Consider the following 14,704-nt stretch of genomic DNA (forward strand, 5'->3'; position numbering starts at 1 on the left):
AGACGAAAGATGTCAGTTAGAAAATTAAAACCAATTACTCCTGGTCAGCGATTTAGAGTAGTAAACGAATTTGACGCGATTACTGCTGACAAGCCGGAGAAAAGCTTGCTTGCTCCGTTAAAAAAGTCGGGAGGTAGAAACAGTCAAGGAAAAATGACCATGCGCTATTTAGGTGGTGGTCATAAGAGAAAGTATCGTTTGATCGATTTTAAAAGAACTAAAACTGGGGTTGATGCAACAGTTGTTTCTATTCAATACGATCCAAACAGAACGGCTTTTATCGCCTTAATTCAGTATACTGATGGTGAGAAAAGTTATGTAATAGCACAAAATGGTTTACAGGTAGGGCAAACTGTAGTTTCAGGTAGCGGATCTGCTCCAGAAATTGGGAATGCAATGCCTTTAAGTGACATTCCACTTGGTACAATTATTTCTTGTATCGAGCTACGTCCTGGTCAAGGTGCTGTAATGGCTCGTTCAGCTGGAGCTTTCGCTCAGTTGATGGCTAGAGAAGGTAAATATGCAACCATTAAATTGCCATCTGGTGAAACGCGTTTGGTATTAGCTGATTGTATGGCTACTATCGGGGCGGTTTCAAATTCAGATCATCAGTTGGTTGTTTCTGGTAAAGCAGGTAGAAGTAGATGGTTGGGTAGAAGACCTAGAACAAGACCAGTTGTTATGAACCCTGTTGATCACCCAATGGGTGGTGGTGAAGGTAGATCTTCTGGAGGTCACCCAAGATCAAGAAAAGGATTACCAGCTAAAGGATTTAGAACAAGAGCTAAAGCCAAAGCTAGTAATAAGTATATCGTAGAACGTAGAAAGAAATAAAAGAGTAAAAGATGGCACGTTCACTTAAAAAAGGACCTTTCGTACACTATAGTTTAGAGAAGAAAGTTCAGGCTAATATAGAGTCAGGTAAAAAAACAGTTATTAAAACTTGGTCTAGAGCATCTATGATTACTCCAGATTTCGTTGGTCAAACAATAGCTGTTCATAATGGAAAACAATTTGTTCCTGTTTACGTTACAGAAAACATGGTTGGTCATAAGTTAGGTGAGTTTTCACCAACAAGATCTTTCCGTGGTCACGCTGGAGCAAAGAATAAAGGAAAAAAATAAAGTAAGCTATGGGAGTTCGTAAAAAAGAAAGAGCAGAGCAAATCAAAGAAGCTAAAAAGAGTTTAGCGTTTGCAAAGTTAAATAACTGCCCTACTTCTCCTCGTAAAATGAGAATCGTTGCAGATCTTGTTAGAGGTAAGAAAGTAGAACATGCGCTTGCTATATTGAAATTCAATTCTAAAGATGCTTCACGTAGTTTAGAAAAACTTGTTTTGTCTGCAATTGCAAACTGGCAAGCTAAGAATGAAGATGCAAGTTTAGAGGATGCAGATTTATTTATCAAAGAGATAAGAGTAGATGGTGGTGCTATGTTGAAAAGATTACGTCCTGCACCACAGGGTCGTGCTCACAGAATTAGAAAACGTTCCAATCACGTTACAGTAGTGCTTGGATCTAATAATAACACTCAAAGCTAAGATAGAGAATGGGACAAAAAACAAATCCAATCGGAAATCGCCTTGGAATTATCAGAGGATGGGAGTCTAACTGGTATGGAGGAAATGACTACGGTGATAAATTAGCCGAAGACGATAAGATCAGAAAATATGTTCACGCTCGTCTATCTAAAGCTAGTGTTTCTAGAGTAATTATCGAAAGAACTTTAAAGCTTGTAACCGTTACTATCACTACGGCTCGTCCAGGTATCATTATTGGTAAAGGAGGGCAAGAGGTAGACAAGTTAAAAGAAGAGCTTAAGAAGATTACGAATAAAGAGGTTCAGATTAACATTTTTGAAATTAAAAGACCTGAGTTAGATGCTAACTTGGTAGCTGCAAGTATTGCTCGTCAAATCGAAAATAGAATTTCGTACAGAAGAGCTGTAAAAATGGCTATTGCTGCTGCTATGCGTATGAATGCAGAGGGAATTAAAGTTCAAATTTCAGGACGTTTAAACGGAGCTGAAATGGCGCGTTCTGAATCTTATAAGGAAGGTAGAATTCCTTTATCTACATTTAGAGCTGACATTGATTATGCGCTTGATGAGGCTCATACTACTTATGGTAGATTGGGAATCAAGGTGTGGATTATGAAAGGTGAGGTTTACGGGAAAAGAGAGCTTTCTCCTCTTGTTGGAATGTCTAAGAAACAAGGTGGTAAAGGTTCTGGTCCTAGAAAATCTCGTCGTAGAAAGTAATTTTTAAAGAAAAGTAAAAGATGTTACAGCCAAAAAGAACCAAATTTAGAAAACAGCAGAAAGGCCGTATGAAGGGTGTATCTCAAAGAGGTCACGAGCTTTCAAACGGTATGTTTGGTATAAAATCATTGGATTCTTCTTTCATTACTTCTCGTCAAATCGAAGCGGCTCGTGTGGCTGCTACTCGTTACATGAAAAGAGAAGGTCAGTTATGGATCAAGATATTTCCAGATAAGCCTATCACTAAAAAACCTCTAGAGGTACGTATGGGTAAAGGTAAAGGTGCTCCAGAATATTGGGCAGCTGTTGTAAAACCAGGTAGAATCATGTTCGAAGTAGGTGGTGTGCCTATGGATGTAGCTAAAGAAGCATTGCGTTTAGCGGCTCAAAAGTTACCTGTTAGAACTAAATTTATTGTAGCAAGAGATTACTCAGCTTAATTTTAAGTAATTATGAAACAATCAGAGATCAAAGAATTATCTGTTGCTGAGCTACAAGAAAAGCTTGGTGAGTACAAAAAAACGTATGCAGATTTAAAAATGGCTCATGCAATTACGCCATTAGATAACCCGCTTCAAATTAGAAGTGTTAGAAGAACAGTGGCAAGATTGTCTACAGAGCTAACTAAAAGAGAATTACAATAATTCTATTCTGCTTTATGATGGAAAATAGAAATTTAAGAAAAGAAAGAGTAGGGGTTGTTACTAGTAATAAAATGGAGAAATCAATCGTGGTTTCAGAAGTTAAACGTGTAAAGCACCCTATGTACGGTAAGTTCGTGTTAAAAACAAAAAAATACGTTGCACACGACGAAAAGAACGATTGCAACATTGGAGATACTGTGAAAATTATGGAGACTCGTCCATTAAGTAAAACCAAATGTTGGAGATTAGTTGAAATCATTGAAAGAGCGAAGTAATTATGGTACAACAAGAATCTAGATTAAGAGTAGCCGATAATACTGGTGCTAAAGAAGTTTTAGCTATCCGTATTTTAGGTGGTACGAAAAGAAGATACGCTTCTGTAGGAGATAAGATTGTAGTAACTGTAAAAGAAGCTACACCAAACGGAAGTGTTAAGAAAGGTCAAGTATCTACTGCAGTAGTTGTACGTACTAAGAAAGAGGTAAGAAGACCAGATGGTTCTTATATCCGTTTCGATGACAATGCATGTGTTTTATTAAACGCTGCAGGGGAAATGAGAGGTACTCGTGTTTTCGGACCTGTTGCCAGAGAACTTCGTGAGAAACAATTTATGAAGATTGTATCATTAGCGCCAGAGGTGCTTTAATACATTGTAAAAGAAATGATAAAGCTTAAAATAAAATCAGGAGATACTGTAAAAGTTATTGCTGGAGATCATAAAGGATCTGAAGGTAAGGTGCTTAAAGTAGATCGTGAAAAAAATAGAGCCACAGTGGAAGGTGTGAATATGGTTAAGAAACATACTAAACCTAGCGCAACTAACCCACAAGGTGGAATCGTAGAGAAAGAAGCTCCTATCCATATTTCTAATTTGTCTTTATTAGATCCTAAGACTAATGAAACAACTAGAGTTGGTTACGAAGAGCGTGACGGTAAGAAAGTGAGATTTTCAAAAAAATCTAAAGAAGTACTATAATTATGGCTTACATTCCAAGACTAAAACAAGAGTATAAAGACAGAGTAATGTCTTCTCTTACAGAAGAATTCGGATATAAGAACGTTATGCAAGTTCCTGTTCTAGAGAAAATCGTAGTAAGCCGTGGTGTGGGTGCAGCTGTTGCTGATAAGAAATTGATTGACTATGCAGTTGATGAATTAACTAAAATCACTGGTCAACAAGCTGTTTCAACTATCTCTAAAAAAGACGTTGCATCTTTCAAATTACGTAAGGGAATGCCAATTGGTGCTAAAGTTACTTTACGTGGAGAAAGAATGTATGAGTTTTTAGATAGATTGATTACTTCTGCTTTACCGAGGGTAAGAGATTTTCAAGGAATTAAAGCTGACGGATTTGACGGAAGAGGTAATTATAACCTTGGGGTTACAGAACAAATCATTTTTCCAGAAATTAATATTGATAAAGTAAATAAAATTTCTGGAATGGATATTACCTTTGTAACTTCGGCCGAAACCGATAAAGAAGCTAAATCACTATTAACCGAATTAGGATTACCTTTTAAAAAGAATTAAGCATGGCTAAAGAATCAATGAAAGCCCGTGAGGTTAAAAGACAAAAATTGGTAGATAAGTACGCTGAAAAACGTAAAGCTTTAAAAGAAGCTGGAGATTATGAGGCACTACAGAAGTTACCAAAGAACTCTTCACCTGTACGTTTACATAATCGTTGTAAATTAACAGGAAGACCTAAAGGATATATGCGTACTTTTGGCGTTTCTCGTGTTATGTTTAGAGAAATGGCTAACAAAGGTTTAATCCCAGGGGTTAAAAAAGCAAGTTGGTAATAAATTTTAACTGGTAACAAGTTCTATTTAATTTAAGAAAACTGTTACCGCAATTTCATACAGATGTATACAGATCCTATCGCAGATTACTTAACAAGAATTAGAAACGCGAACAGTGCAGGGCACAGAGTGGTAGAAATACCAGCTTCTAACTTAAAAAAAGAAATGACTAAGATTTTATTTGATCAAGGTTATATTTTAAGTTACAAGTTTGATGACGCTTCAGTTCAAGGCACTATCAAAATTGCTTTGAAATATGATAAGGCAACTAAAGAGCCTGTTATCAAGAAAATTGTTCGTGTTAGTAAACCAGGTTTACGTAAATACGCTGGTAAATCAGAATTACCAAGAGTATTAAATGGTTTAGGTATTGCAATTATGTCTACTTCTCACGGAGTAATGACTAGTAAGCAAGCTAAACTAGAGAACGTTGGTGGTGAAGTTTTGTGTTTCGTTTACTAAAATTTAAAGACAAGAAGAAATGTCAAGAATAGGAAAAAGTCCAATTACAGTACCTTCAGGTGTTACAGTTACCGTTAATGGAGATGTAGTAACGGTTAAAGGGAAGTTAGGCGAATTAACTCAAGAAGTTAAAGACATTGTTGTAAAACAAGAGGATGGACAATTAGTATTAGAGCCAACTGCAAGCACTAAAGATAACAATGCAAAGCATGGTCTTTACAGAGCTTTGATTAATAACATGGTTATTGGTGTTTCAGAAGGTTTTACTAAAGAATTAGAATTAGTGGGTGTAGGTTATAGAGCAAGTAACCAAGGCCAGAAGCTTGATTTGGCTTTAGGTTTTTCTCATAATATTGTTTTAGAGTTAGCTCCAGAAGTTAAAGTAGAAACAGTATCGGAGAAAGGTAAAAACCCAATCGTTAAATTGTCTTCACATGACAAGCAATTAGTAGGTCAGGTAGCGGCTAAAATCCGTGCTTTCCGTAAGCCAGAGCCATATAAAGGTAAAGGTATTAAGTTTGTAGGTGAAGTAATTAGAAGAAAAGCAGGTAAATCAGCTTAATAACTAGCAATATGGCATTATCAAAGACTGAAAGAAGAAATCGTATTAAAAGCAGAATCAGAAAAGTTGTTTCTGGTGTACCTTCTAGACCAAGGTTAGCTGTTTTTAGAAGTAATAATGAGATCTATGCTCAATTAATAGATGATGTAAACAGCAAAACTATTGCTGCATCATCATCTAGAGACAAAGAGATCAGTTCTGCAACAGGCACTAAATCTGAAAAGGCGGCTTTAGTAGGTAAGTCTATTGCTGAAAAGGCTTTAAAGGCTGGTATTGATACTATCTCATTTGATAGAGGTGGTTATTTATACCATGGTAGAGTAAAATCATTAGCTGAAGGAGCTAGAGAAGCAGGACTTAAATTCTAAGAAAGTATGTATCAGAATTATAAAAACGTAGAATTAGTTAAGCCTAGCGGACTTGATTTAAAAGATCGCTTAGTAGGAGTACAAAGAGTTACCAAAGTAACCAAGGGTGGTAGAGCATTTGGTTTTTCTGCAATTGTTGTTGTAGGAGATGAAAATGGTGTTGTAGGTCATGGTTTAGGTAAATCTAAAGAAGTTGCTGATGCAATTTCTAAAGCGGTTGAAGACGCTAAGAAAAACTTAGTAAGAATTCCTTTAAATAAAGGTACACTTCCTCACGAGCAAAAAGGTAAATATGGTGGAGCAAGAGTTTATATTCAACCTGCCTCTCATGGTACCGGAGTAATTGCTGGTGGTGCTTTACGTGCAGTTTTAGAGGCAGTTGGGGTTCATGATGTATTATCAAAATCTCAAGGATCTTCTAATCCTCACAACGTAGTAAAAGCTACATTTGATGCTCTTTTACAATTAAGAGACGCAAAAACTGTTGCTGCTCAGCGTGGAGTATCTTTAGAAAAAGTTTTTAAAGGATAAAACAAGGATAAAATGGCAAAGATTAAAGTTACACAAGTTAAGAGTAAGATCAAGCGTCCTGAAGATCAAAAAAGAACGCTTGCTGCACTTGGTCTTAAAGGAATTGGTCAGGTAGTGGAACATGAAACTACACCAAACATCCTTGGTATGGTAAATAAAGTTAAACACTTAGTTTCTGTAGAGGAAGCTTAATAATAATAGTGTATTATGAGTTTAAGTAACTTACAACCAGCAAACGGTTCAGTTCATAAAGACGGAAAAAGAGTTGGTAGAGGTCAAGGATCCGGAAAAGGAGGCACTGCTACTAGAGGTCATAAAGGAGCTAAATCTCGTTCTGGTTATTCTAAAAAGATTGGTTTTGAAGGTGGTCAAATGCCACTTCAAAGACGTGTTCCTAAGTTTGGTTTCAAGAACATTAACCGTAAAGAATACGTTGGTATCAATTTAGGTAAATTACAAGAAATGGTTGATAACGGTGTTATCACAGACACTGTTGATTTAGATATTATTGTAGCTAATGGGTTGGCAAAGAAAACTGAGTTAGTGAAAATCCTTGGAGGAGGAGAATTGAAATCTAAATTAAAAGTAACTGTACATAAATTTACGGCTAGTGCTAAATCTGCTATTGAAGCTGCAGGTGGTGAAGCTGTAAATTTATAACATAAAATTAACCATGAAAAAAGTTATAGAGACATTAACCAATATCTGGAAGATTGAAGAACTACGTAATAGAGTAGTTTTAACGTTAGGTTTGTTATTAGTATATCGATTAGGATCTCATGTTGCTCTTCCGGGTATTGATACTGGACAATTAAATGAACTTACCCAAAAAGCATCGGGTGGTGGTTTATTAGATATTCTTAATGCATTTACGGGTGGAGCTTTTGCAAAGGCTTCTGTATTTGCTTTGGGAATTATGCCATATATCTCTGCTTCTATTGTAGTTCAGTTGATGGGATTAGCAATACCATACTTGCAAAAATTGCAGAACGAAGGAGAAAGTGGTCGTAAAAAAATCAATCAAATTACTAGATGGTTAACTATCGGTATTTGTGTGGTTCAAGCTCCTGCATATTTGTGGGGATTAGGCCAACTTGGAGTTCCTGACTCAGCTTTCGTTTTTGGTAAAGGATTAGACTTTATCATTCCTTCTGTAATCATCTTAGTTACAGGGACAATTTTCGCAATGTGGCTTGGAGAAAGAATAACAGATAAAGGTATTGGTAATGGAATCTCATTATTGATCATGGTAGGTATCATTGCGAGACTTCCACAAGCTTTTATGCAAGAATTAATATCGCGTACAGAGCAAAATAGTGGTGGTTTAATGATGATTTTAATTGAAGTTATATTATGGTTTGTTGTAATTCTTCTAAGTATTATGCTTGTAATGGCCGTACGTCAAATTCAAGTTCAGTATGCTAGAAGAACTGCTACTGGTGGATATGAAGAGGGAGCTAGACAATTTATACCATTAAAATTAAATGCATCAGGAGTTATGCCAATCATTTTCGCGCAAGCGATTATGTTTGTGCCTGCTGCTGTGGCTGGATTATCTGATTCTGATACTGCTCAAAGTGTTAAGGCTCAGTTCAGTGATGTGTTTGGTTTTTGGTATAATTTTGTGTTTGCGTTATTAATCATAATTTTTACTTACTTTTACACCGCAATTACAGTTCCTACAAATAAAATGGCTGATGATCTTAAAAGAAGTGGAGGTTTTATTCCTGGTGTTAAGCCGGGAACAGAAACTGCAGATTTCTTAGATAAAGTAATGTCTTTAATTACTTTTCCTGGATCGTTGTTCTTAGTAGGTATTGCTGTGCTTCCTGCAATTGCTTATAAGCTTGTTGGTATACAACAAGGTTGGGCATTGTTCTATGGAGGTACTTCATTACTAATTATGGTAGGAGTTGCTATTGATACGGTTCAACAAATCAATTCATACTTGTTGAATAGACATTATGATGGTTTAATGAAAACAGGTAAAAACAGAAAAGTAACGGCATAATTATGGCAAAGCAGTCTGCAATTGAACAAGACGGAACCATTATTGAAGCATTGTCAAATGCAATGTTTCGTGTAGAGTTAGAAAATGGTCATGTGGTTACAGCTCACATTTCAGGTAAAATGCGTATGCATTATATTAAATTACTACCTGGTGATAAAGTGAAGTTGGAAATGAGTCCATATGATCTTACAAAAGCAAGAATTACTTATAGATATTAAATAGTAGTTAGATGAAAGTAAGAGCATCACTAAAAAAGAGAAGTCCCGAGTGCAAAATTGTGCGTCGTAAGGGTAGATTGTACGTAATTAATAAAAAGAATCCTAGATTCAAACAAAGACAAGGATAATTATGGCTAGAATCGCAGGTGTTGATATCCCAAATTACAAAAGAGGAGTTATTGCATTAACTTATATTTTTGGTATTGGTAAAAGCAGATCGCAAGAAGTTTTAGCGGCTGCTGGAGTAGATGAAAGCAAGAAAGTATCAGATTGGAATGATGACGAAATTGGTCGTATTCGTGATGCTGTTGGTGCTTACACTATTGAAGGAGAATTACGTTCAGAAATCCAATTGAATATTAAACGTTTAATGGATATTGGATGTCAAAGAGGTATTCGTCATAGAGCTGGTTTACCATTAAGAGGTCAGCGTACAAAGAATAACTCAAGAACAAGAAAAGGTAAAAGAAAAACTGTTGCTAATAAGAAAAAAGCAACTAAATAAAAGTAGTTAACAATGGCAAAGTCAAATAAAACTGCAAAAACTTCTAAGAAGCGTAAAGTTATAGTAGAATCAGTTGGAGAGGCACACATTTCTGCTACTTTCAATAACATCATCATTTCTTTGACTAACAAAAAAGGTGATGTAGTTTCTTGGTCTTCTGCTGGTAAAATGGGTTTCAGAGGTTCTAAAAAGAATACTCCTTATGCTGCTCAAATGGCTGCTGAAGATTGTGCTAAAGTTGCACAAGAAGCTGGTTTGAGAAAAGTGAAGGTATATGTTAAAGGACCTGGAAATGGTAGAGAATCTGCTATTAGATCTATCCATAATGCTGGTATCGAAGTAACAGAAATTATCGATGTTACTCCATTACCACATAATGGATGTCGTCCTCCAAAAAGAAGAAGAGTTTAATTTATAGTATTCATAACGTTTAAGAGCGCGAAAACGATTATCGAAGGATAGCCTTAATTCATAATTGCTCTTAAAAAATTATTTAAAATGGCAAGATATACTGGTCCAAAAACTAAAATCGCTCGTAAGTTTGGTGAAGCGATTTTCGGAGATGATAAGTCTTTTGAAAAAAGAAATTATCCTCCAGGTCAACACGGTAATAACCGTAGAAGAGGAAAAAAATCTGAATATGCAATCCAGTTAATGGAAAAGCAAAAAGCTAAATATACTTATGGTATTTTAGAGCGTCAGTTCAGAAACCTTTTCGAAAAAGCTAATAGTAGTAAAGGTGTAACTGGTGAAGTTTTACTTCAATTATGTGAATCTCGTTTAGATAACGTAGTTTATAGAATGGGAGTTTCTCCTTCTAGAAGGGGTGCACGTCAATTGGTTTCTCACCGTCACATTACTGTTAATGGTGAAATCGTAAATATTCCTTCATACAGACTTAAAGCTGGTGATGTTGTAGGAGTAAGAGAAAAATCAAAATCATTAGAGGTTATAACAAACTCTTTGGCTGCTAATAGTACTGTATACGAATGGATTACTTGGAATACAGAGAAGAAAGAGGGTACTTTTGTAGCTATTCCGGAAAGACTTCAAATCCCGGAAAACATCAAAGAACAACTAATAGTCGAGTTATACTCTAAATAATAAATAAAAAGACAGCAGTCGTATTATGGCATTATTCAATTTTCAAAAGCCCGATAAGGTTATCATGATCGATTCGTCTGAGTTCGAAGGAAAGTTTGAATTTCGTCCTTTGGAACCAGGTTACGGATTGACCGTTGGTAACGCTTTACGAAGAGTTCTATTATCTTCGCTTGAAGGGTTTGCTATCAGTTCTGTTAGAATTGATAAAGTAGAGCATGAGTTCTCTACCATTCCTGGAGTAGTAGAAGACGTTACAGAAATTATTTTGAACTTAAAACAAGTACGTTTTAAAAGACAAATAGAGGATATAGATAATGAAACTGTATCAATTTCTGTTAGCGGAAAAGAACAATTAACTGCTGGCGATTTCCAAAAATTTATTTCTGGTTTCCAAGTGCTAAACCCAGATTTAGTAATTTGTAATATGGAATCAGATATTACAATTAACATGGAAATCTCTATCGAAAAGGGTAGAGGGTATGTTCCTGCTGAAGAGAACAAGAAGCCAAATGCTCCACTTGGAGTTATAGCTACTGACTCTATCTTTACACCGGTAAAAAATGTTAAGTATAGCATTGAAAACTATCGTGTAGAACAAAAAACTGATTACGAAAAATTAGTTTTCGAAATTATTACTGATGGTTCGATACACCCTAAAGATGCATTAACAGAAGCAGCTAAAACATTGATTCATCATTTTATGTTATTCTCTGATGAGAGAATAACTTTAGAAGCAGATGAAATAGCGCAAACAGAAACTTACGATGAGGAATCATTACACATGCGTCAGTTATTAAAAACTAAGCTTGTTGATATGGATCTTTCTGTAAGAGCATTAAACTGTTTGAAAGCTGCTGAAGTAGATACATTGGGAGATTTAGTTTCTTTCAATAAAAATGATTTGATGAAGTTCCGAAACTTTGGTAAAAAGTCTTTAACTGAGTTAGAGGAGTTGGTTCATAATAAGAACTTACATTTCGGAATGGATCTTTCAAAATACAAGTTAGATAAAGATTAATTCTTTCATAGTTTGCTCCTCAAAATGAGTTGTAGCAAGATGAAAGTTAAACACAAATGTCATGAGACACGGAAAAAAAATCAATCACTTAAGTAGAAAGACTGCTCATAGAAAAGCAATGTTAGCTAATATGGCATGTTCTTTAATAGAACACAAGCGTATTAATACAACAGTTGCTAAAGCAAAAGCTTTAAAGCAGTTTGTAGAACCATTGATTACGAAAGCGAAAACTGAAAACAATCAGGAATTAGCAACTAGTACTCACAACAAAAGAGTTGTTTTTAGTCAACTTAGAGATAAGTATGCTGTTGCAACACTTTTTGCTGAAGTTGCCGAGAAAATTGGTGATAGACCAGGTGGTTATACAAGAATCATTAAGTTAGGTAACCGTTTAGGAGATAACGCAGACATGGCAATGATAGAGCTTGTTGATTTCAACGAACTTTACAATGCTGATAAGACAGCTAAGAAGAAATCTACTCGTCGAGGTAGATCTAAAAAAGCTTCTGATGCTGCTCAAACAACTCCTGAAACTGAGGCTACTCAAGAAGACGATACAAAAGCAACAAATGAGTAACATTTTTGCAAAATATTATTGATTATTTAAAAGGATAAACTTTTTAGTTTATCCTTTTTTTATGTTATTTTGTATAATATTTCAAACCCTATTTTACACAACTATAAATGAAATATAAAGCACGTAAAAAAGCAGTTCTTTTATTAGCAGATGGTACAATTTTTCATGGGAAAGCAGTAGGAAAAGAAGGTACGGCTTTTGGAGAAGTTTGTTTTAATACCGGAATGACCGGTTATCAAGAAATCTTCACAGATCCATCGTATTTTGGACAAATTATGGTAACTACCAATGCCCATATTGGAAACTACGGTACCAATTCTGAAGAAGTGGAATCAGAAAGTATTAAAATTGCTGGTTTGGTTTGTAAAAACTTCAGCTATGATTATTCACGACCAGCAGCTGATGATTCTCTAGAAGGATTTTTAGATAAGAATGGTTTATTCGCTATTTCTGATGTAGATACCAGAGCATTGGTTTCGTATATTAGAGATAACGGTGCGCAAAACGCAGTTATATCAACAGAGGTTGATCAAATAGAAGCTCTAAAAGAAAAATTGGCTCAGGTTCCAGATATGAATGGTTTAGAGTTGGCTTCTAAAGTATCAACCAAAGAACCATATTTTATAGGAGAAGAAGGTGCTACCTTCAAAGTTGCAGCTTTAGATTTAGGTATTAAAAAGAATATTCTTAGAAATTTAGCTTCTCGTGATTGCTATATTAAAGTTTTTCCTTTTGATACAACTTTTGAAGAAATGCAAGGTTGGGAGCCAGACGGCTACTTCCTTTCAAACGGTCCTGGTGACCCTGAACCTTTGAACGGTGCTATTGAAGTTGCCAAACAAATTATAGCAAAGGATTTACCTTTATTTGGAATTTGTTTAGGACATCAAGTTATTGCGTTAGCAAATGGCATTTCTACCTATAAAATGCATCATGGACATAGAGGAATTAACCACCCGGTTAAGAACCTTATAACGGGTAAAGGTGAAATTACATCACAAAATCATGGTTTTGCTGTTAGTAGAGAAGAAACAGAAAACCATCCTGATGTTGAAGTAACTCACACGCATTTGAATGACAATACAATTGCAGGTTTAAGAATGAAATCTAAAAAAGTATTCTCGGTTCAATATCACCCAGAGGCGAGTCCAGGGCCTCATGACGCTTCGTATTTATTTGATCAATTTTTGAATAACATAAAACTAACAAAATCAGCAACAGTATGAGTATTATAGTAAACGTACACGCTCGTCAGATTTTAGATTCAAGAGGTAACCCTACAGTAGAAGTAGATGTAGTTACCGAAAACGGTATTCTTGGTAGAGCTGCGGTTCCTTCGGGAGCTTCAACCGGAGAACATGAAGCTGTAGAATTGCGTGACGGAGGCGATAATTACATGGGTAAAGGTGTTTTAAACGCCGTTAAAAATGTAAACGATGTTATCGCTCAAGAAATAGTAGGTATGTCAGTATTTGAACAAAATTTGATAGACCAAACTATGATTGATTTAGATGGAACTCCTAACAAAGGAAAATTAGGTGCAAATGCTATCCTTGGAGTTTCTTTAGCAGTGGCAAAAGCTGCGGCAAATGAATTAGGAATGCCATTATATCGTTACGTTGGTGGAGTAAGTGCAAACACTCTTCCAGTTCCAATGATGAATATTATCAATGGTGGTTCTCACTCAGATGCTCCTATCGCATTCCAAGAATTTATGGTAATGCCTGTGAAAGCTAAAAACTTTACACATGCAATGCAAATGGGAACAGAAATTTTCCACAACCTTAAAAAAGTACTTCACGATAGAGGTTTAAGCACTGCAGTAGGTGACGAAGGTGGATTTGCTCCAACTTTAGACGGTACAGAAGATGCTATCGAATCTATCCAAAAAGCAGTTGAAAAAGCGGGTTATAAATTCGGTGACGAGGTAATGATTGCTTTAGACTGTGCTTCTGCAGAATTTTATGTAGACGGTAAGTATGACTACACAAAATTTGAAGGAGATAAAGGAGTGGTAAGAACTTCAGAAGAACAAGCAGAATATTTGGCTGAATTGGTTGCTAAATATCCAATTATCTCTATTGAAGATGGTATGGATGAAAACGATTGGGACGGTTGGAAAGCTTTAACTGAGAAAATCGGTGATAAAGTTCAATTAGTTGGTGATGATTTATTTGTTACTAATGTAGAGCGTTTATCAACTGGTATTGAAAAAGGTATTGCTAACTCTATCTTGATCAAAGTAAACCAAATTGGTTCTTTAACAGAAACCATTGCAGCTGTAAACATGGCTAAAAATGCTGGGTATACTTCTGTAATGTCTCACCGTTCTGGTGAAACAGAAGATAATACAATTGCAGATTTAGCGGTTGCATTAAATTGTGGACAAATCAAAACAGGTTCAGCTTCTCGTTCAGATCGTATGGCAAAATACAATCAGTTATTGAGAATTGAAGAAGAACTAGGTTCTGTAGCTTATTATCCTCAAAAGAAAGCTTTTAAGGTTCAGTAAGTAAAATACTAAAATTTGTTAAAAAATTTTAAACCCCTTTTTATAAGGGGTTTTTTTATTTGAATTTGGTAAAAATGAAGTATTAATATTTTTTTAATAGCAAAGGCCTTTTTTATTTGTTTTAGAATCAA

The 14,704-nt window shown here is 35.5% G+C and carries 27 protein-coding genes; all 27 read left to right on the forward strand.

Going from position 1 to position 14,704, the window contains the following annotated elements:
* Positions 1-9: 9 nt before the first annotated feature.
* The 27 genes from rplB to eno all read left to right on the forward strand — a co-directional run bounded on the left by rplB (position 10) and on the right by eno (position 14,573).
* Entirely contained in the window at positions 10-834 is an 825-nt protein-coding gene (rplB, locus tag BM383_RS03405) for a 50S ribosomal protein L2 (RefSeq protein WP_093022970.1), read from the forward strand.
* Between the two features lie 11 nt (positions 835-845).
* The gene (gene rpsS / locus BM383_RS03410) at positions 846-1,124 is read left to right on the forward strand and encodes a 30S ribosomal protein S19 (protein WP_093022972.1); all 279 of its coding nucleotides are present in this window, start codon (positions 846-848) and stop codon (positions 1,122-1,124) included.
* An 8-nt stretch (positions 1,125-1,132) separates the two neighbouring features.
* Entirely contained in the window at positions 1,133-1,540 is a 408-nt protein-coding gene (gene rplV / locus BM383_RS03415; RefSeq protein WP_093022974.1) for a 50S ribosomal protein L22, read from the forward strand.
* 8 nt (positions 1,541-1,548) lie between these two features.
* The gene (rpsC, locus tag BM383_RS03420; RefSeq protein WP_093022975.1) at positions 1,549-2,259 is read left to right on the forward strand and encodes a 30S ribosomal protein S3; all 711 of its coding nucleotides are present in this window, start codon (positions 1,549-1,551) and stop codon (positions 2,257-2,259) included.
* Between the two features lie 20 nt (positions 2,260-2,279).
* Positions 2,280-2,699, forward strand: coding sequence for a 50S ribosomal protein L16 (gene rplP / locus BM383_RS03425; RefSeq protein WP_093022977.1), 420 nt, complete (start codon positions 2,280-2,282; stop codon positions 2,697-2,699).
* Between the two features lie 12 nt (positions 2,700-2,711).
* On the forward strand, positions 2,712-2,903 hold the full coding sequence (rpmC, locus tag BM383_RS03430) for a 50S ribosomal protein L29 (protein ID WP_093022979.1): 192 nt from the start codon (positions 2,712-2,714) through the stop codon (positions 2,901-2,903).
* Between the two features lie 17 nt (positions 2,904-2,920).
* Positions 2,921-3,178 carry a 30S ribosomal protein S17 gene (gene rpsQ / locus BM383_RS03435; protein ID WP_093022981.1) on the forward strand — a complete coding sequence of 86 codons (258 nt, stop codon included), beginning with the start codon at positions 2,921-2,923 and terminating at the stop codon, positions 3,176-3,178.
* A 2-nt stretch (positions 3,179-3,180) separates the two neighbouring features.
* On the forward strand, positions 3,181-3,549 hold the full coding sequence (rplN, locus tag BM383_RS03440) for a 50S ribosomal protein L14 (RefSeq protein WP_093022982.1): 369 nt from the start codon (positions 3,181-3,183) through the stop codon (positions 3,547-3,549).
* Positions 3,550-3,564: 15 nt separating this feature from the next.
* The gene (gene rplX / locus BM383_RS03445) at positions 3,565-3,879 is read left to right on the forward strand and encodes a 50S ribosomal protein L24 (protein ID WP_093022984.1); all 315 of its coding nucleotides are present in this window, start codon (positions 3,565-3,567) and stop codon (positions 3,877-3,879) included.
* Between the two features lie 2 nt (positions 3,880-3,881).
* The gene (rplE, locus tag BM383_RS03450) at positions 3,882-4,433 is read left to right on the forward strand and encodes a 50S ribosomal protein L5 (protein WP_093022986.1); all 552 of its coding nucleotides are present in this window, start codon (positions 3,882-3,884) and stop codon (positions 4,431-4,433) included.
* Between the two features lie 2 nt (positions 4,434-4,435).
* Positions 4,436-4,705 carry a 30S ribosomal protein S14 gene (gene rpsN / locus BM383_RS03455; protein ID WP_093022988.1) on the forward strand — a complete coding sequence of 90 codons (270 nt, stop codon included), beginning with the start codon at positions 4,436-4,438 and terminating at the stop codon, positions 4,703-4,705.
* 63 nt (positions 4,706-4,768) lie between these two features.
* Positions 4,769-5,167, forward strand: a complete 399-nt coding sequence (rpsH, locus tag BM383_RS03460) for a 30S ribosomal protein S8 (protein ID WP_093022990.1) — start codon at positions 4,769-4,771, stop codon at positions 5,165-5,167.
* A 19-nt stretch (positions 5,168-5,186) separates the two neighbouring features.
* Positions 5,187-5,729, forward strand: coding sequence for a 50S ribosomal protein L6 (rplF, locus tag BM383_RS03465; RefSeq protein WP_093022992.1), 543 nt, complete (start codon positions 5,187-5,189; stop codon positions 5,727-5,729).
* An 11-nt stretch (positions 5,730-5,740) separates the two neighbouring features.
* Positions 5,741-6,097 carry a 50S ribosomal protein L18 gene (rplR, locus tag BM383_RS03470; protein ID WP_093022994.1) on the forward strand — a complete coding sequence of 119 codons (357 nt, stop codon included), beginning with the start codon at positions 5,741-5,743 and terminating at the stop codon, positions 6,095-6,097.
* Positions 6,098-6,103: 6 nt separating this feature from the next.
* On the forward strand, positions 6,104-6,628 hold the full coding sequence (gene rpsE / locus BM383_RS03475) for a 30S ribosomal protein S5 (RefSeq protein ID WP_093022996.1): 525 nt from the start codon (positions 6,104-6,106) through the stop codon (positions 6,626-6,628).
* Positions 6,629-6,640: 12 nt separating this feature from the next.
* On the forward strand, positions 6,641-6,820 hold the full coding sequence (rpmD, locus tag BM383_RS03480) for a 50S ribosomal protein L30 (RefSeq protein ID WP_093022998.1): 180 nt from the start codon (positions 6,641-6,643) through the stop codon (positions 6,818-6,820).
* Between the two features lie 15 nt (positions 6,821-6,835).
* Complete coding sequence (rplO, locus tag BM383_RS03485) at positions 6,836-7,288, forward strand: 50S ribosomal protein L15 (protein WP_093023000.1); 453 nt, start codon at positions 6,836-6,838, stop codon at positions 7,286-7,288.
* Between the two features lie 13 nt (positions 7,289-7,301).
* Positions 7,302-8,639 (forward strand): preprotein translocase subunit SecY, encoded by a 1,338-nt coding sequence (secY, locus tag BM383_RS03490; RefSeq protein ID WP_093023002.1) that lies wholly within the window; start codon positions 7,302-7,304, stop codon positions 8,637-8,639.
* A 2-nt stretch (positions 8,640-8,641) separates the two neighbouring features.
* Positions 8,642-8,857 (forward strand): translation initiation factor IF-1, encoded by a 216-nt coding sequence (gene infA / locus BM383_RS03495; protein WP_008239515.1) that lies wholly within the window; start codon positions 8,642-8,644, stop codon positions 8,855-8,857.
* 11 nt (positions 8,858-8,868) lie between these two features.
* Complete coding sequence (gene ykgO / locus BM383_RS03500) at positions 8,869-8,985, forward strand: type B 50S ribosomal protein L36 (protein WP_074978891.1); 117 nt, start codon at positions 8,869-8,871, stop codon at positions 8,983-8,985.
* A gap of 2 nt (positions 8,986-8,987) precedes the next feature.
* Positions 8,988-9,362 carry a 30S ribosomal protein S13 gene (rpsM, locus tag BM383_RS03505; RefSeq protein ID WP_093023004.1) on the forward strand — a complete coding sequence of 125 codons (375 nt, stop codon included), beginning with the start codon at positions 8,988-8,990 and terminating at the stop codon, positions 9,360-9,362.
* Between the two features lie 12 nt (positions 9,363-9,374).
* A complete protein-coding gene (gene rpsK, locus BM383_RS03510; RefSeq protein ID WP_093023006.1) occupies positions 9,375-9,773 on the forward strand; it encodes a 30S ribosomal protein S11 in 399 nt (132 codons plus the stop codon).
* 87 nt (positions 9,774-9,860) lie between these two features.
* Positions 9,861-10,466, forward strand: a complete 606-nt coding sequence (rpsD, locus tag BM383_RS03515; RefSeq protein ID WP_093023008.1) for a 30S ribosomal protein S4 — start codon at positions 9,861-9,863, stop codon at positions 10,464-10,466.
* Between the two features lie 25 nt (positions 10,467-10,491).
* A complete protein-coding gene (locus BM383_RS03520; RefSeq protein WP_093023010.1) occupies positions 10,492-11,484 on the forward strand; it encodes a DNA-directed RNA polymerase subunit alpha in 993 nt (330 codons plus the stop codon).
* A 61-nt stretch (positions 11,485-11,545) separates the two neighbouring features.
* Positions 11,546-12,061 (forward strand): 50S ribosomal protein L17, encoded by a 516-nt coding sequence (rplQ, locus tag BM383_RS03525; RefSeq protein WP_093023012.1) that lies wholly within the window; start codon positions 11,546-11,548, stop codon positions 12,059-12,061.
* A gap of 107 nt (positions 12,062-12,168) precedes the next feature.
* Entirely contained in the window at positions 12,169-13,287 is a 1,119-nt protein-coding gene (carA, locus tag BM383_RS03530; RefSeq protein WP_093023014.1) for a glutamine-hydrolyzing carbamoyl-phosphate synthase small subunit, read from the forward strand.
* Positions 13,284-14,573 carry a phosphopyruvate hydratase gene (gene eno, locus BM383_RS03535; protein ID WP_093023016.1) on the forward strand — a complete coding sequence of 430 codons (1,290 nt, stop codon included), beginning with the start codon at positions 13,284-13,286 and terminating at the stop codon, positions 14,571-14,573. The genes carA and eno overlap by 4 nt, the downstream gene beginning before the upstream one ends.
* Positions 14,574-14,704 lie beyond the last annotated feature (131 nt).

This window comes from Pustulibacterium marinum, from assembly GCF_900116665.1.
Lineage (GTDB): Bacteria > Bacteroidota > Bacteroidia > Flavobacteriales > Flavobacteriaceae > Pustulibacterium > Pustulibacterium marinum.

Excerpts from the sequence above, each read along its gene's own strand:
- eno (WP_093023016.1), top strand. The coding sequence starts at position 13,284 with ATGAGTATTATAGTAAACGTACACGCTCGTCAGATTTTAGATTCAAGA.
- rpsE (WP_093022996.1), top strand. The coding sequence starts at position 6,104 with ATGTATCAGAATTATAAAAACGTAGAATTAGTTAAGCCTAGCGGACTT.
- ykgO (WP_074978891.1), top strand. The coding sequence starts at position 8,869 with ATGAAAGTAAGAGCATCACTAAAAAAGAGAAGTCCCGAGTGCAAAATT.
- secY (WP_093023002.1), top strand. The coding sequence starts at position 7,302 with ATGAAAAAAGTTATAGAGACATTAACCAATATCTGGAAGATTGAAGAA.
- rplE (WP_093022986.1), top strand. The coding sequence starts at position 3,882 with ATGGCTTACATTCCAAGACTAAAACAAGAGTATAAAGACAGAGTAATG.
- carA (WP_093023014.1), top strand. The coding sequence starts at position 12,169 with ATGAAATATAAAGCACGTAAAAAAGCAGTTCTTTTATTAGCAGATGGT.
- rpmC (WP_093022979.1), top strand. The coding sequence starts at position 2,712 with ATGAAACAATCAGAGATCAAAGAATTATCTGTTGCTGAGCTACAAGAA.
- rpsH (WP_093022990.1), top strand. The coding sequence starts at position 4,769 with ATGTATACAGATCCTATCGCAGATTACTTAACAAGAATTAGAAACGCG.
- rplN (WP_093022982.1), top strand. The coding sequence starts at position 3,181 with ATGGTACAACAAGAATCTAGATTAAGAGTAGCCGATAATACTGGTGCT.
- rpsD (WP_093023008.1), top strand. The coding sequence starts at position 9,861 with ATGGCAAGATATACTGGTCCAAAAACTAAAATCGCTCGTAAGTTTGGT.
- rpsK (WP_093023006.1), top strand. The coding sequence starts at position 9,375 with ATGGCAAAGTCAAATAAAACTGCAAAAACTTCTAAGAAGCGTAAAGTT.
- rplX (WP_093022984.1), top strand. The coding sequence starts at position 3,565 with ATGATAAAGCTTAAAATAAAATCAGGAGATACTGTAAAAGTTATTGCT.
- infA (WP_008239515.1), top strand. The coding sequence starts at position 8,642 with ATGGCAAAGCAGTCTGCAATTGAACAAGACGGAACCATTATTGAAGCA.
- BM383_RS03520 (WP_093023010.1), top strand. The coding sequence starts at position 10,492 with ATGGCATTATTCAATTTTCAAAAGCCCGATAAGGTTATCATGATCGAT.
- rplV (WP_093022974.1), top strand. The coding sequence starts at position 1,133 with ATGGGAGTTCGTAAAAAAGAAAGAGCAGAGCAAATCAAAGAAGCTAAA.
- rplP (WP_093022977.1), top strand. The coding sequence starts at position 2,280 with ATGTTACAGCCAAAAAGAACCAAATTTAGAAAACAGCAGAAAGGCCGT.
- rpmD (WP_093022998.1), top strand. The coding sequence starts at position 6,641 with ATGGCAAAGATTAAAGTTACACAAGTTAAGAGTAAGATCAAGCGTCCT.
- rplF (WP_093022992.1), top strand. The coding sequence starts at position 5,187 with ATGTCAAGAATAGGAAAAAGTCCAATTACAGTACCTTCAGGTGTTACA.
- rpsM (WP_093023004.1), top strand. The coding sequence starts at position 8,988 with ATGGCTAGAATCGCAGGTGTTGATATCCCAAATTACAAAAGAGGAGTT.
- rpsQ (WP_093022981.1), top strand. The coding sequence starts at position 2,921 with ATGGAAAATAGAAATTTAAGAAAAGAAAGAGTAGGGGTTGTTACTAGT.
- rplB (WP_093022970.1), top strand. The coding sequence starts at position 10 with ATGTCAGTTAGAAAATTAAAACCAATTACTCCTGGTCAGCGATTTAGA.
- rpsS (WP_093022972.1), top strand. The coding sequence starts at position 846 with ATGGCACGTTCACTTAAAAAAGGACCTTTCGTACACTATAGTTTAGAG.
- rplQ (WP_093023012.1), top strand. The coding sequence starts at position 11,546 with ATGAGACACGGAAAAAAAATCAATCACTTAAGTAGAAAGACTGCTCAT.
- rplR (WP_093022994.1), top strand. The coding sequence starts at position 5,741 with ATGGCATTATCAAAGACTGAAAGAAGAAATCGTATTAAAAGCAGAATC.
- rplO (WP_093023000.1), top strand. The coding sequence starts at position 6,836 with ATGAGTTTAAGTAACTTACAACCAGCAAACGGTTCAGTTCATAAAGAC.
- rpsC (WP_093022975.1), top strand. The coding sequence starts at position 1,549 with ATGGGACAAAAAACAAATCCAATCGGAAATCGCCTTGGAATTATCAGA.
- rpsN (WP_093022988.1), top strand. The coding sequence starts at position 4,436 with ATGGCTAAAGAATCAATGAAAGCCCGTGAGGTTAAAAGACAAAAATTG.